The 12,884-nt window shown below is 74.9% G+C and carries 14 protein-coding genes; 11 read left to right on the plus strand and 3 right to left on the minus strand.

What is annotated here, in order from left to right:
- Positions 1-98: 98 nt before the first annotated feature.
- On the plus strand, positions 99-773 hold the full coding sequence (locus AC5L3Z_RS16885; RefSeq protein ID WP_494843081.1) for a DUF305 domain-containing protein: 675 nt from the start codon (positions 99-101) through the stop codon (positions 771-773).
- A gap of 62 nt (positions 774-835) precedes the next feature.
- On the opposite strand, the gene AC5L3Z_RS16890 is transcribed toward AC5L3Z_RS16885, so the two are convergent.
- From AC5L3Z_RS16890 to AC5L3Z_RS16900, 3 genes are all read right to left on the minus strand, one after another.
- Complete coding sequence (locus tag AC5L3Z_RS16890; protein WP_494843082.1) at positions 836-1,672, minus strand: hypothetical protein; 837 nt, start codon at positions 1,670-1,672, stop codon at positions 836-838.
- Between the two features lie 105 nt (positions 1,673-1,777).
- Positions 1,778-3,040: a nucleotide sugar dehydrogenase gene (locus AC5L3Z_RS16895; RefSeq protein WP_494843083.1), complete on the minus strand. Its 1,263-nt coding sequence runs from the start codon at positions 3,038-3,040 to the stop codon at positions 1,778-1,780.
- Positions 3,041-3,144: 104 nt separating this feature from the next.
- Positions 3,145-4,533 (minus strand): serine/threonine-protein kinase, encoded by a 1,389-nt coding sequence (locus tag AC5L3Z_RS16900; RefSeq protein ID WP_494843084.1) that lies wholly within the window; start codon positions 4,531-4,533, stop codon positions 3,145-3,147.
- Between the two features lie 514 nt (positions 4,534-5,047).
- Between AC5L3Z_RS16900 and AC5L3Z_RS16905 the strand changes: the two genes are divergently transcribed.
- From AC5L3Z_RS16905 to AC5L3Z_RS16950, 10 genes are all read left to right on the plus strand, one after another.
- Positions 5,048-5,683 carry an RNA polymerase sigma factor gene (locus AC5L3Z_RS16905; RefSeq protein ID WP_494843086.1) on the plus strand — a complete coding sequence of 212 codons (636 nt, stop codon included), beginning with the start codon at positions 5,048-5,050 and terminating at the stop codon, positions 5,681-5,683.
- A gap of 16 nt (positions 5,684-5,699) precedes the next feature.
- The gene (locus AC5L3Z_RS16910) at positions 5,700-6,473 is read left to right on the plus strand and encodes a hypothetical protein (RefSeq protein WP_494843088.1); all 774 of its coding nucleotides are present in this window, start codon (positions 5,700-5,702) and stop codon (positions 6,471-6,473) included.
- 146 nt (positions 6,474-6,619) lie between these two features.
- Positions 6,620-7,855 carry an ergothioneine biosynthesis glutamate--cysteine ligase EgtA gene (gene egtA, locus AC5L3Z_RS16915; RefSeq protein WP_494843090.1) on the plus strand — a complete coding sequence of 412 codons (1,236 nt, stop codon included), beginning with the start codon at positions 6,620-6,622 and terminating at the stop codon, positions 7,853-7,855.
- Positions 7,852-9,189, plus strand: coding sequence for an ergothioneine biosynthesis protein EgtB (gene egtB / locus AC5L3Z_RS16920; protein ID WP_494843092.1), 1,338 nt, complete (start codon positions 7,852-7,854; stop codon positions 9,187-9,189). The genes egtA and egtB overlap by 4 nt, the downstream gene beginning before the upstream one ends.
- Before the next feature lie 16 nt (positions 9,190-9,205).
- Positions 9,206-10,003, plus strand: coding sequence for an ergothioneine biosynthesis protein EgtC (egtC, locus tag AC5L3Z_RS16925; RefSeq protein ID WP_494843094.1), 798 nt, complete (start codon positions 9,206-9,208; stop codon positions 10,001-10,003).
- Between the two features lie 59 nt (positions 10,004-10,062).
- Positions 10,063-11,028, plus strand: a complete 966-nt coding sequence (gene egtD / locus AC5L3Z_RS16930) for an L-histidine N(alpha)-methyltransferase (protein ID WP_494843096.1) — start codon at positions 10,063-10,065, stop codon at positions 11,026-11,028.
- Positions 11,029-11,284: 256 nt separating this feature from the next.
- Positions 11,285-11,869: a TMEM165/GDT1 family protein gene (locus AC5L3Z_RS16935; protein WP_494843097.1), complete on the plus strand. Its 585-nt coding sequence runs from the start codon at positions 11,285-11,287 to the stop codon at positions 11,867-11,869.
- Positions 11,870-11,935: 66 nt separating this feature from the next.
- Complete coding sequence (locus AC5L3Z_RS16940; protein ID WP_494843098.1) at positions 11,936-12,304, plus strand: DUF1622 domain-containing protein; 369 nt, start codon at positions 11,936-11,938, stop codon at positions 12,302-12,304.
- On the plus strand, positions 12,301-12,615 hold the full coding sequence (locus AC5L3Z_RS16945) for a hypothetical protein (RefSeq protein WP_494843100.1): 315 nt from the start codon (positions 12,301-12,303) through the stop codon (positions 12,613-12,615). Before AC5L3Z_RS16940 ends, AC5L3Z_RS16945 begins: the two co-directional genes overlap by 4 nt.
- 15 nt (positions 12,616-12,630) lie before the next feature.
- Positions 12,631-12,834 (plus strand): hypothetical protein, encoded by a 204-nt coding sequence (locus tag AC5L3Z_RS16950; protein WP_494843101.1) that lies wholly within the window; start codon positions 12,631-12,633, stop codon positions 12,832-12,834.
- Positions 12,835-12,884: the final 50 nt, after the last annotated feature.

Below are 12,884 nucleotides of genomic sequence, written 5' to 3' on the forward strand. Positions count from 1 at the left end.
TTATCGTCCTACGAGGATCGTCGATGTGATCTGTGTCACACTCTCGCCTCGTCTTCAATGGATACGATCGCTGCGACCTCGACCGGAGGGGGAGTCGCATGACCGCCCGACGTGGACGGACCCTGCTCGTCGTCACACTCGCGGCCGTGTTGCTGGCGGTGCTGTGGCTCGCCCTGCGGCCCGCCGATCGGGCCGCCCCGGTGACCGTCGGCGCGACCGGCTCGGCCGCCCCGAGCCCGGCCGGCCCCCCGGTGCTCGTGCCCGGCCGGCCCGGCGAGTCGGCCCAGGTCCGCCCGGCGCAGGAGGTCCGCGACACAGCCTCGCCCCGGCACAACTCCCTCGACGTCTGGTTCGTGCGGATGATGATCCCGCACCACCAGCAGGCCCTGGAGATGGCGGAGCTGGCACCCGACCGGGCCGCCAGCCCGGGAATCAGAGCGGTCGCCGACCGGATCCGGGCCGCGCAGGGGCCGGAGATCGGCCTGATGCGCGGTTGGCTGAGCGCCCGCGGCCTGCCGGCCGAGGTTCCCGGTCACGACCACGGCACCATGCGCGGGATGCAGTCGCCCGAGGCGATCCGGCGGCTGACCGACGCCCGGGGCGCCGAGTTCGACCGGCTCTTCGTGGAGATGATGACCGCGCACCACCAGGGCGCCGTGACCATGGCCACCGACCTGCTCCGGGTCGGCGTCGACCAGCAGCTCAACGAGTTCGCCAACGCCGTCGCCACCGAGCAGACCGTCGAGATCGACCGGATGCGCGCCCTGCTCTGACGTCCAACGCGGGTGCCGACCCCCGGCGGGATCTCACCGCCGTCCGCCGTCGGCGCCCGCCGTCACCCCCTGGCGGGCCGGCGACCGGGCAGCGCCAGGGACGCCGACAGCAGCGCGGTCAGCGCGGCGAACCCGGCCACCGCCCCGGCGGCTCCCCCGACGGCGGCGAGGGTGGCCGCCACCGTCCCGGCCCCGAGCAGCGACGCGGCCAGCGTCGGCCCGACGCCGTACCGGACCTCGCCCCGACGCCGGGCCCGCCGCACCGGCCGGAGCAGACCGGCGGCGAGCAGGGCGCAGCCGCCCGTGGCGAGCGGCAGCACCGGGCCGGCGTCCGGGGCGGGACCGACCAGCAGGACGACCAGTGCCAGCACGAACGCCGGACCCGCCGCGGCGGCGAACCCGGTCGTCACGAAGGGAAACGCCCCGGCCGCGCGCACCCGGGCGCCGACGGCGCGGACGGTCGGGTGGTCCGGGGCGATCGCGGCGGCGGCGCGGTGGGCGAGCAGCACCTCGGACCGGTCGGCGCCGCGGGCGAGCAGGACGTCGGCCCGCAGGGCGTGACTCTGGGCGTCCGTCGGGTCCAGCTCCAGGGCCCGCACGACCGCGGTCAGCGCCGCCCGGTGATCTCCCCGGAGGTGCTCGGCGAGGGCCAGGAAGTGATGGGCCTTGGCCAGGTCGGGTGCCAGCTCGACGGCGCGGGTGGCGGCGCGCACCGCCTCGTCCGGCCGGTCGTCGCCGATCAACGCCCCGGCGAGCCGGTGCCAGGCGCGGGCGTCGGACGGCTCGTCCGCCAGGTGCGCGCGCAGCAGCCGCACCGCGGCCGGCGCGTCTCCGCCCAGCAGCAACTCCCGGGCCTCGGCCACCCGGGGCGGTTCGGCCTGCGATCCGGTGACGGTCACGTCCGCTCCGTTCCACGGTGATCGGGAAACCGGAGGACAGTACCGCGTCTCCGACCCGGCCGGTGCCCCGTCCGGATCGGCGTGGGCCGGTGCGGGCCGCGTCCGTCAGAGCCGCTCCACCACCGGGCCCCGACACCGGTCGCGGGCGTCGAAGACGTACCGGGCGTGCCGGGTGACCAGCTCGTAGTCGAAGCTGTCGTGGTCGGTCACCACCACCACCGCGTCGGCCGCCGTGACCTCCTGCTCGGTGAGGTCGACCACGGTCACCCCGCCGGGGATGTGCTGCGGCTCGGCGTACGGCTCGACGGCGCGGACCTCGGCGCCCAGGGCGAGCAGCCGCTGGGCCACGTCCACGGCGGGGGAGTCCCGCAGGTCCCCGGTGTTCCTCTTGTACGCCAGGCCGAGCAGCAGCAGCCGGGCCCCGTTGGCCGAGCGGCCGGCCCGGTTGAGGCCGGCCATCACCCGCTGGGCGACGTGCTCGGGCATCTGGTGGTTGATGTCGTCGGCCAGCTCGATGAACCGGAACTGCCGCCCGAGGGTGCGCCGCACCTGCCAGGACAGGTAGCACGGGTCGATCGGCAGGCAGTGCCCGCCCACGCCCGGCCCGGGCCGGAACGGCATGAACCCGAAGGGCTTGGACGCGGCGGCGTCGATGGCCTGCCACACGTCGATGCCCAGATGGTGCGAGACCACCGCCAGCTCGTTGATCAGCGCGATGTTGACCTGGCGGAAGGTGTTCTCGATCAGCTTGGTCAGCTCGGCCACCCGGGTGGAGTCCACCGGCACGGTCCGCTCCACCAGCCGGCGGTAGAAGTCGTCCACCCGTCGCAGCGACGTCGGGTCCACCCCGGAGACGACCTTCGGAGTGTTCTCCAGCCGCCAGGTCGGGTTGCCCGGGTCGATCCGCTCGGGGCTGTAGCCGAGGTGGAAGTCGCCGGGGCTGCGCAGCCCGCTCTCCGCCTCGAGCAGCGGGCGGAGCAGGTCCTCCGTCGTACCCGGGTAGGTGGTCGACTCCAGCACCACCGTGCAGCCGGGCCGCAGGTACCGCGCGATGCCGTGGCCGGCCTGCTCCACGTAGCTCAGGTCCGGGGTGCCGTCGCGCAGCGGGGTGGGCACGGTGATGACGCAGATGTCGAAGCCCTCGGCGTCGGCGTACTCCGTGCTCGGCCGGTACCGGCCGCTGCCCAGCGCCCGGCCGAGCCGGTCGGCGGGGATGTCCTCGACGAACGACTCACCGGAGGCGAGACGCTTGACCCGGTCGGAGTCGACGTCGAGCCCCACCACGTCCAGACCCGCCTCGACGGCGCGCATGGCCAGGGGCAGGCCGACATACCCCTGACCGATCACGACGAGTTTCTCTGCGTTCACCCGGGCTCCCGTGGGCAGAAGGAAGTGCCTTGAGGGGAGCCTAGAGGGCTTATTGGACTTAAAGTCCGTTTTCGCGTTATCGGAGCGTCGCGTCGGCGTCGCGGTCAGTTGTTGTTCGTGGGCGGTTCGGGTGGGGTCGACTCGGTGGTCGGCACCGGGTTGGCCGGCGTCGACGGGGTGGTCGGCGGCGGGTTGGCCGGCGTCGACGGGGTGGTCGGCGGGGTCTGCGACGGGGTGGCGGTCGGCGTCGTGATCGGCGACGGCTGGACCGGGCCGGTCGGCGCCGGCGACACCGACGCCGACGGCGTGGCCGAGGGCCGGGTGCCCGGCTTCCCGGTCCGGTCCGGCCGGCCCGGGTGGTCGTCGCCGGCCTCCTCGGTCCCCGCCGGGGCCACTGCCGCGCCGCTGGGCGCGGTGGACGGAGCGGTGCTCCTGATGTTGGGGGCCCGGCCGTCGTCGGGCTGACCGGCCGCGCCCAGCGCGGCCCCGAGCGCGCCGAGCGCCACCAGCACCGCCGCGGCGGCGCCCGCCAGGGAGCCGCGGCGGCTGCCCCGCCGGACCGGCGCGACCGTGGCCGCCGGGGCCACCGGCAGGTCGTCGCGGGTGGTGCCGTGCGCCGCCGCGCCGCGCAGTGCCGGCGGCACGAGCGCGGTGGTCGCTCCGCCGTCGCCGAGGGCGGCCCGGGCGGCCGCGGCCATCTCCGCGCCGGTGGCGAACCGGTCCGCCGGGTCCTTCGCCAGCGCCCGGCTCACCAGGGCCCGGACCGCCGCCGGGATCTCGGCGGGCAGCTCCGGCGGCTCGTCGTCGAGGTGCCGGACGGCGACCTGCAACGGGTTGTCGCCGGTGAACGGCGGGCCGCCGGTGAGGCAGCAGTAGGCGACCGCACCGAGGGCGTAGATGTCCGTCGCCGCGGAGACCGGCCGCCCGGACGCCTGCTCCGGCGCCATGTAGAGCGCCGTGCCGGGAACGGCGTTGGTGCTGGTGATGCTCGTCACGTTCGTCGACCGGGCCACCCCGAAGTCGACCAGCACGACCGTGCCGTCCGCCTGGACCAGCAGGTTGCTCGGCTTGACGTCGCGGTGCACGATGCCGCCGGCGTGCGCCGCGTGCAGGGCCTGGGCCGCCTGCGCGACGACCGACAGGGTCTCGGTCACGTCCAGGTGGCCGGCCGCCTCGATCCGCCGGGACAGCGGCTCACCCTCGACGAACTCCATCACCAGGTAGTCGGCCCGGTCGCCGTCGGGAAGCTGGTCCTCGCCGCAGTCGAAGACCTGCACGATGCCCGGGTTGCGCAGGGCGGCCATGATCCGGGCCTCGGCGCGGAACCGGGCGATGAAGTCGGGGTCGGAGACCAGCGCGGGCAGCAGCACCTTCACCGCGACCTGGCGGCCGAGGACCAGGTCGGTGGCGCGCCAGACGTCGCCCATGCCGCCGGTGGCGACACGTTCGTCCAGCCGGTAGCGACCGCTGAGCACGATCTCCGATGACAACACCCGGATACCGTACCCAGAGCCGTCGGCGACGGCTCATCCCGATCTCCCCGTGACCGCCGGCTGCGGGCCGCCGGCCGCCCGGCCTCGGTGACGGTACGGAGACGGCCTGTCACCCTGTGCGGTCGGGCCGCCCGTAAGCTGGGCGAACCGGCCCGTCGTGGCCGAGACCGACGGGCGGAGCGTCCGCCTCGCGCCCCTCGTTACAGCGACCCGCCGCAATCTATGGTAGATATTTCTCACTCTTTCCCGGCACCTGGTCGGCTTGTCCCTTAGCGCATCCGCTCCTACGGTTAGCCCGACTCGGGCCGGCCCCTGGTGTAGATGCGGCGCCACGCGGACCGCCGTACTGTCGCGGCGAGAAGGTCCAGTCATTGCCGCCCGGGCGTTCGGTACGGGCGCGATCGGGTCAGCGGGGGGCTGATGGTGCGCGAAGAGGTCCGGCTGCCGGGCCGGAGGCGCTTCCCGCGTGCCCAGACGGCGTGGGCCCAGGTCGGACAGCGAGAACGGCGGATCCATGACCGGTGAGCTGACCGAGGCGGTCGCCGCGGCGCAGGCCGGCGACGAGGAGGCGTTCCGCTTCCTCTACCGCAGCCTCCAGCCCGGCCTGCTGCGCTATCTCACCGCCCTGGTCGGCGCCGATGCCGAGGACGTCGCCTCCGAGACGTGGTTGCAGGTTTCGCGGGACCTGCCCAGCTTCACCGGTGGGGAGTTCCGCGCGTGGACCGTCACCATCGCCCGCAACCGGGCCATGGACCACCTGCGCCGCCAGCGCCGCCGGCCGTCGCTGCCGGTACCTGTCCAGGCCCTCAGCGAGCTGGCCGGGGACGCCGACACCGAGGAGCGGGCGGGTGAGACCATCGGCACCGAGGCGGCGTTGGCGTTGATCGCGACCCTGCCGCCGCGGGAAGCGGAGGCGGTGCTGCTGCGGGCGGTGATCGGGCTGGACGCCGAGACCGCCGGGCGGGTGCTCGGGCGACGCCCCGGCGCCGTCCGGACCGCCGCCCACCGGGGTCTGCGGCGGCTGGCCGGGTTGTTGGAACGCCGGGACCTCTCCCCGGCGTCCGACGGCGAGCCCCGCCCCGCCCCGCCCCGGCCCCGAGGCGGACGGCAGGGGTCGAGTGGGCCGCGGACCGAACCGGCGGACGGCTGACGTGAAGGGAAACGGGATGAACTTCCGCCGGTCCGACCGGCCTGGCGACCGGGCCGAGTCCGAGCGGCTGCTCGACGCGGCCCGCGCCGGCGCGACCCCGGCCGGCGCCGCCGACCCCCTCGCCCAGCTGCTCTCCGCGGCCGCCGCCCCGCCCCGTCCCGGGGAGCTGGCCGGTGAGCAGGCGGCGCTGGCCGCGTTCCGGGCCGCCCGCGCGTCGGGCGCGGTCGCACCGGTCGCCCCGCCCGGACGACGTCGCGGGCTCACCACCGGCGTCGTGGCCTGGATCGCCGGGATCGCCGCCACCGCCACCGCCGGCGCCGCCTTCGCCGCCGTCACCCTCGACCGCCCGGCCGAGCCGGAGCGCCCGCCCCGCCCCTCGGTACCCGCGCCGACCACCCCCGACCGGCCGACGCCCTCCTCCGGCGGGTCGACCTCCGGTGCCCCCTCCGGCACGCCCGGCGCCGTCCCCTCGCCCACGACCACCCAGGGCGGGCCCGCCGAAGGTGGCAAGCCGGGCAAGCCGAGCAAGCCGGGCAAGCCGTCCTCGAACGGCAAGCTGTCCGGTAAGTGCCGGGCGTACCTGGCCAAATCACCGCGGAACCGGGAGAAGGCGCTGCGGACCCCCGGGTTCGCTGACCTGGTGGCGGCGGCGGGCGGCGCGGAGCGGGTGGAGGCGTACTGCCGGGAGTTGCTGACGGAGCCGGCACCCGCCGCCTCCTCCGACCCGCAGGCCGCCCCGAGCTCTCCCGCTCCCACGCCCGACGCCAAGCCCAGCAAGAAGAAAAAGTAGTCGAAAACCCTTCACAGAAACTTCTTCCCGCCCGGGTCTGCGGATTCCATCTGTTAGACAGAAGATGGGTTGACCGCGAATTCGCCGGTGACGGCCGACGGCGCGGTGCGCCGGGCCGGATCCCAGCGTCGGGAGGGGGACCACTCGTGGTGACGTCGCCGGAGTTGGACCGGACGACCGTGCTGCGGGAGGAGTCGGCCGCCGCGGGCCATCTCGCCCGGATCTGCTTCAAGACCGGTCCACCGGTCCTCACCGGCGTCGAACTGGAATGGACCGTGCACGACGCCGCCGACCCCGCTCGACCGGTGGACCGGGAGCGGTTGCGGGCGGCGCTGGGGCCGCACAGCCCCGTCACCCTCGACGACACCAGCCCCGCAGCACCGCTCCGGCACGGCAGCAGCGTGACCGTGGAGCCGGGCGGGCAGGTGGAGGTCTCCACCCCGCCGCGACCGTCCGTCGCCGCCTTGATCCAGGCCACCGAGGCCGACATCGCCGAGGTGGGTGCCCTGCTCGACCGTGCCGGGCTGGTGCTGGGCCGCACCGGCATCGACCCGTGGCGTCCGCCCCGTCCGGTGGTCGAGACCCCCCGCTACCGCGCCATGCGATGCGTCTTCGACCGGCGCGGACCGGCCGGCCGGACCATGATGTACAGCACCGCCGGCCTGCAGGTCTGCCTCGACGTCGGGGAGCCCGCCGAACTGGCCGACCGCTGGACGGCGGTGCACGCGGTCGGCCCGCCCCTGGTCGCCGCGTTCGCCACCGCCGACCGGCACGCCGGCCGGCGGACCCGCTGGGCGTCCGCCCGGATGGCCGCCTGGCTCAGCATCGACCCGGCCCGCACCGGGCCGGTCTGGTCGCCGTACCGTCCCGACGAGGACCCGGTCGCGGCCTGGACGCGCTACGTCCTCGCCGCACCGCTGCTCTGCCTGCGGCACGACGGTCCGGACTGGACGCCGCCGCCCGGGGTCACCTTCGCCGACTGGCTCGACGGCGCGCTGCCCCGCCCACCCACCACGGACGACCTCGACTACCACGTCAGCACGCTCTTCCCACCGGTGCGACCCCGGGGCTACCTGGAGGTGCGCTACCTGGACGCGCAGCCCGGCCGGGACTGGACCCTCCCGCTGGCCGTGCTGACCGCGCTGCTGCGGCGGCCGGAGACGGCGCGCGCGGCCCGGGCCATCGCCGCGCCGGTGGCCGACCGGTGGCACGCGGCGGCCCGGTACGGCCTGGCCGACCCGCCGCTGGCCACGGCCGCCGCGGCGCTGCTCGACCTGGCCCTGACCGCGCTGCCCGAGCTGGACCTGCCGGCCGGCATGCACGACGAGACGAACCGAGGAATCCGGCGGCGGCGCACCGCCGCGGAGAGGGGACACCGGTGACCGGTACGACCACCGAACAGCTGGGCGCCGAGCAGTTGCGCAGCCGGATCGCGGCGGAGCTGGAACGGACCCGGGCCCGTACCGCGCTGCTGACCGGGGCGGTGGACGACGACGACCTGATGCGCCAGCACTCGCCGATCATGTCGCCGCTGGTCTGGGACCTCGCCCACGTGGGCAACCAGGAGGAGCTCTGGCTGGTCCGCGACGTGGGTGGCCGCGAGCCCGTCCGGCACGACATCGACGACCTGTACGACGCGTTCAAGCAGCCCCGCAAGGACCGCCCCGCGCTGCCGCTGCTACCGCCCGGGGAGGCGCGCGCCTACCTCGCCACGGTCCGGGACAAGGTCCACGACCTGCTCGACCGGGTGCCGTTCACCGACCGTCCGCTGCTGGCCGACGGCTTCGCCTTCGGCATGATCGTGCAGCACGAGCAGCAGCACGACGAGACGATGCTCGCCACCCACCAGTTGCGCTCCGGTCCCGCCGCGCTGGACGCGCCGGCACCGCCGGGGCCGAGGGTCCGGGTCGCCGGTGAGGTGCTGGTGCCGGCCGGCCCGTTCACCATGGGCACCTCCACCGAGCCGTGGGCGCTGGACAACGAGCGACCCGCGCACACCGTCGACCTGCCGGCGTACGTGATCGACGCGGCGCCGGTCACCAATGGCCGGTACCGGGAGTTCATCGCCGACGGCGGCTACGACGACCCGCGCTGGTGGAGCGACGCCGGTTGGCGGCACCGCACCGAGGCGGGCCTGACCGCGCCGATGCACTGGACCCGTGACGGCGACGGCTGGGCCTACCGGCGGTTCGGCCGGTGGTCGCCGGTACGCGACGACGAACCGGTGGTGCACGTCTGTTTCTTCGAGGCGGAGGCCTTCGCGGCGTGGGCGGGCCGCCGGCTGCCCACCGAGGCGGAGTGGGAAAAGGCGGCCCGGTGGGACCCGGCGACCGGCCGGTCCCGCCGCTACCCGTGGGGCGACGACGAGCCGACCGTCGAGCACGCCAACCTGGGGCAGCGGCACCTGTGGCCGGCCCCGGTCGGGGCGTACCCGGACGGCGCCTCGCCGCTGGGCGTGCACCAGCTCATCGGTGACGTCTGGGAGTGGACGTCGACGCCCTTCCGCGGGTATCCCGGCTTCGCCGCCTTCCCCTACCGGGAGTACTCAGAGGTCTTCTTCGGCGACGATCATCGGGTGCTGCGCGGCGGTTCGTTCGGCACCGACCGGGCCGCCTGCCGGGGCACCTTCCGCAACTGGGACTACCCGATCCGGCGGCAGATCTTCAGCGGTTTCCGCTGCGCCCGCGACGCCCGGCCCGAGGAGGCGCACGGATGACCCGGGGCGCCGCCTGATGTGCCGCCACCTGGCCTATCTCGGGTCGCCGGTGCCCCTGCGCGCCCTGCTGTACGACCCGCCGCACTCCCTGGTGCGACAGTCCTGGGCGCCCCGGGACATGCGTGCCGGTGGCACGATCAACGCGGACGGCTTCGGTGTCGGCTGGTACCCCGCCGCACCCGACCCGGCCTCCGGGCCGATCCCCGGCACCCCGACACCTCGGGAGGACGGGGCGCCGCTGCGCTACCGCCGGGGCACCCCGATCTGGGGCGACACCGCCCTGCCGCAACTCGCGGACGTGACCACCAGCGGCGCGGTGCTGGCCGCCGTCCGCTCCGCCACCGTGGGCATGCCGGTCTCGGAGACCGCGGCGGCACCGTTCGCCGAGGGGCGGTGGCTGTTCAGCCACAACGGGGTGGTCCCCGGCTGGCCGGACCCGCTGGTCCCGCTCGCCGCCGGGCTGCCCGTGCGGGACCTGCTCACCCTCGACGCCCCGACGGACTCGGCGCTGCTGTGGGCGCTGGTCCGGCACCGCCTGCGGACCGGCGCCGACCCCGCCGACGCGGTCGGGCAGACGGTGACCGAGGTGGCCAAGGCGGCCCCCGGCGCCCGGCTGAACCTGCTGCTGACCGACGGGCGCAGCGTGGTGGCCACCGCCGTCGGCCACGCGCTGTCGGTGCGGGACACCGCGGACGCGGTGCTGCTGGCCTCGGAGCCGCTGGACGACGACCCCGGCTGGCGAGAGGTGCCGGACGGGCAGCTGGTGGTCGCCACGCCGGCCGGGGTGCGCACGCGCGCCCTGGCGGGAGCGTGAGGCCGGAGAAGGTCTCGCAAGGGGAGTCAGGGACGCACGCCCAACGGAAGGGACACCTGATGAGCGCGGAGCCACTGGAGATCTACCTCGAGGAGCAGGACCTGGGGCGCGGGCTGCGGGAGGACGTGCGGGTCGGGCTGACCGCCGACCCGAAGTGGCTGCCGCCGAAGTGGTTCTACGACGCCCGCGGCAGCGAGCTGTTCGAGGAGATCACCCGGCTGCCGGAGTACTACCCGACCCGCGCCGAGCGCGCCGTGCTGGCCGGGCGGGCGGCGGACATCGCCGAGCTGACCGGCGCCAAGACGCTGATTGAGCTGGGCTCCGGCTCGTCGGAGAAGACCCGCCTGCTGCTGGACGCGTTCACCCGGCGCGGCGGCCTCGGCACGTTCGTGCCGCTGGACGTGTCGGTCAGCGCGCTGCGCCAGTCCACCGCGCGGATCGCGGCCGACTACCCGGGGCTGCGGGTACGGGGGATCGTCGGCGACTTCACTTCTCAGCTCGATCGGCTCCCCACCGGTGGTCGGCGCCTGGTGGTCTTCCTCGGCGGCACCATCGGCAACCTGCTGCCGGCCGAGCGCGCCGCGTTCCTGACCGCCATGCGCGCGGCGTTGGAGGCGGGGGACTGGCTGCTGATCGGCACCGACCTGGTCAAGGATCCCAGGGTCATCGTGCCGGCGTACGACGACGCGGCCGGGGTGACCGCCGAGTTCAACCGCAACGTGCTGCGGGTGATCAACCGGGAGCTGGGCGCGGACTTCGACCCGGAGGCGTTCACCCATGTGGCGCGCTGGGACCCGGAGCGGGAGTGGATCGAGATGCGGTTGCGCGCCGAGCGGCCGATGCGGGTCCGGGTGCTGGACCTTCAGGTCGACTTCGCCGCCGGTGAGGAGCTGCGTACCGAGGTCTCGGCGAAGTTCCGCCGGGAGGGCCTCGCCGCGGAGCTGGCGGCGGCCGGCTTCGCGGGGCAGCGGTTCTGGACCGATGCCGACGACCTGTTCGGGGTGACGCTGGCCCGGGCCGAGTGACCCGGCGGCCCCGATCCGCGGGCCCGCGCCACGGGTGAGCCTCTCCACCCCCGGCCGGCAGCCGTGGCCCGGTGGGCTAGGCTGGCCGGTGCGAAGGGGAGTAGCCCCCAATGTCGTGGTCGACACACTGGTGCGTTCCGCATCCGGCCACGCGGCCCCACCGATGGTGAGGCGGGCGAGACCTTCGACTCTGGCTGTCACAGCCGGGTCGAGGGCGCCCCTGTACCTCCTCCCGGCATGATCGGGAAAGGTTTCCATGGACGGGTTTCTCGCCGCGCTGGTGATCAGCTTCGGTGTCATCTTCGTCGCCGAGCTGGGGGACAAGTCCCAGCTCATGGCGCTCACCTTCGCCACCCGCTTCAAGCCGGTGCCGGTGCTGATCGGGATCACCGTCGCGACCGCGATCGTGCACCTGGCCTCGGTGGCGATCGGCTACGGCCTCAACGCGGCCCTGCCCACCGGCTGGATCTCGCTGATCGCGGGTCTGGCGTTCCTCGGCTTCGGCGCGTGGACCCTGCGCGGGGACAAGCTCACCGAGGAGGAGAGGCGCAAGGCGGAGAAGACCGGCAAGTCGGCCGTCGTCGCGGTGGGCGTGGCGTTCTTCCTCGCCGAGCTGGGCGACAAGACCATGCTGGCCACCATCACGCTGGCCACCAAGTACGGCTGGTTCGGCACCTGGCTCGGTTCCACGCTGGGCATGGTGGCCGCCGACGCCCTCGCCATCCTGGTGGGCCGGATGCTGGGCCGGCACCTGCCGGAGCGGACCATCCGGTACGGCGCCGCGGTGCTCTTCGCCATCTGCGGGCTCTGGCTGATCCTCGAGGCGGTCGGCGAGCTCTGAGCCACCGGCGTCGACCGGTGACGCCCCGCGCCGACTAGCGCCGCCGGCGTGGGGTAACGCCCCGGGGTGAGGTGGGAAGAGCTGTTGCACCAGGGCGTCCAGGTGGCGGTCGCCCTGGTCGAGATCGTCGGCGCGCTGATCATCTTCGTCGGCGCGCTCTGGGCGGCGCTGCGGTTCGTGACCGAGGGGTTGCGGCACCGCAGCGCCGCCGTGTTCACCCCGATCCGGCTCTCCCTCGGCCGCTTCCTCGCCCTCGGGCTGGAGTTCCAGCTCGCCGCGGACATCCTGCGGACCGCGGTCTCCCCGACCTTCGACCAGATCGGGCAGCTCGCGGCCATCGCCGCCATCCGGACCGCGCTGAACTTCTTCCTCCGCCGGGAGATCGAACACGAGCAGCGCCAGGTTCGTGCCGAGCGCGCTGGCACGGACGGGTGAGCGGTGCTCTCGCCGCCGCCGTGGCCGCGCTGGCGCTGCTGTCCGGGGCCGTCGTGCTGGCCACGGGCGGCCGCGGGCGTACGGCGCTGCGGGTGCTGCTGGACCTGCTGATCGCCGCCGGCCTGCTCCAGTTGGGTGCCGGGCGGAGCTGGACCGCGCTGGCCGGCGCCGCGGCGGTCATCGCGCTGCGCCAACTGCTCTGGGTCAGCCTGTCCGCCGGCGGGTCCGGCCTGCCGCCGACTATGGCGGGGCCTCTGCGGGTAAGACGATCACGACCTACCGTCAGCGGTAAGGCGCGAAACGGCAGATAGCGGGAGGATGACCCCATGAGCAGGCATGACGAGCCCAACGAGTTCGGCTTCGCCGGCGGTGCCACGGCGCCCGAGCCCCCGGCGGGCGGCCGGGCGGACGAGCAGGACCGGGCCGAGGCGGTGGCGGTGCCCGGCGACGACCTCACCGAGCCGTTGAGCGACGCGCTGTACGAGACCGAGGAGACCGACGAGGAACGCACGGTCGAGCGGCGGCACTGAGCCCCGCACGCCCGCGGCGGCGGACCCCCTCGGGTCCGCCGCCGCCATCG

It is taken from the genome of Micromonospora sp. LZ37, assembly GCF_059359015.1.

Excerpts from the sequence above, each read along its gene's own strand:
- AC5L3Z_RS16885 (WP_494843081.1), top strand. The coding sequence starts at position 99 with ATGACCGCCCGACGTGGACGGACCCTGCTCGTCGTCACACTCGCGGCC.
- AC5L3Z_RS16905 (WP_494843086.1), top strand. The coding sequence starts at position 5,048 with ATGACCGGTGAGCTGACCGAGGCGGTCGCCGCGGCGCAGGCCGGCGAC.
- AC5L3Z_RS16910 (WP_494843088.1), top strand. The coding sequence starts at position 5,700 with ATGAACTTCCGCCGGTCCGACCGGCCTGGCGACCGGGCCGAGTCCGAG.
- egtC (WP_494843094.1), top strand. The coding sequence starts at position 9,206 with ATGTGCCGCCACCTGGCCTATCTCGGGTCGCCGGTGCCCCTGCGCGCC.
- egtD (WP_494843096.1), top strand. The coding sequence starts at position 10,063 with ATGAGCGCGGAGCCACTGGAGATCTACCTCGAGGAGCAGGACCTGGGG.
- AC5L3Z_RS16935 (WP_494843097.1), top strand. The coding sequence starts at position 11,285 with ATGGACGGGTTTCTCGCCGCGCTGGTGATCAGCTTCGGTGTCATCTTC.
- AC5L3Z_RS16950 (WP_494843101.1), top strand. The coding sequence starts at position 12,631 with ATGAGCAGGCATGACGAGCCCAACGAGTTCGGCTTCGCCGGCGGTGCC.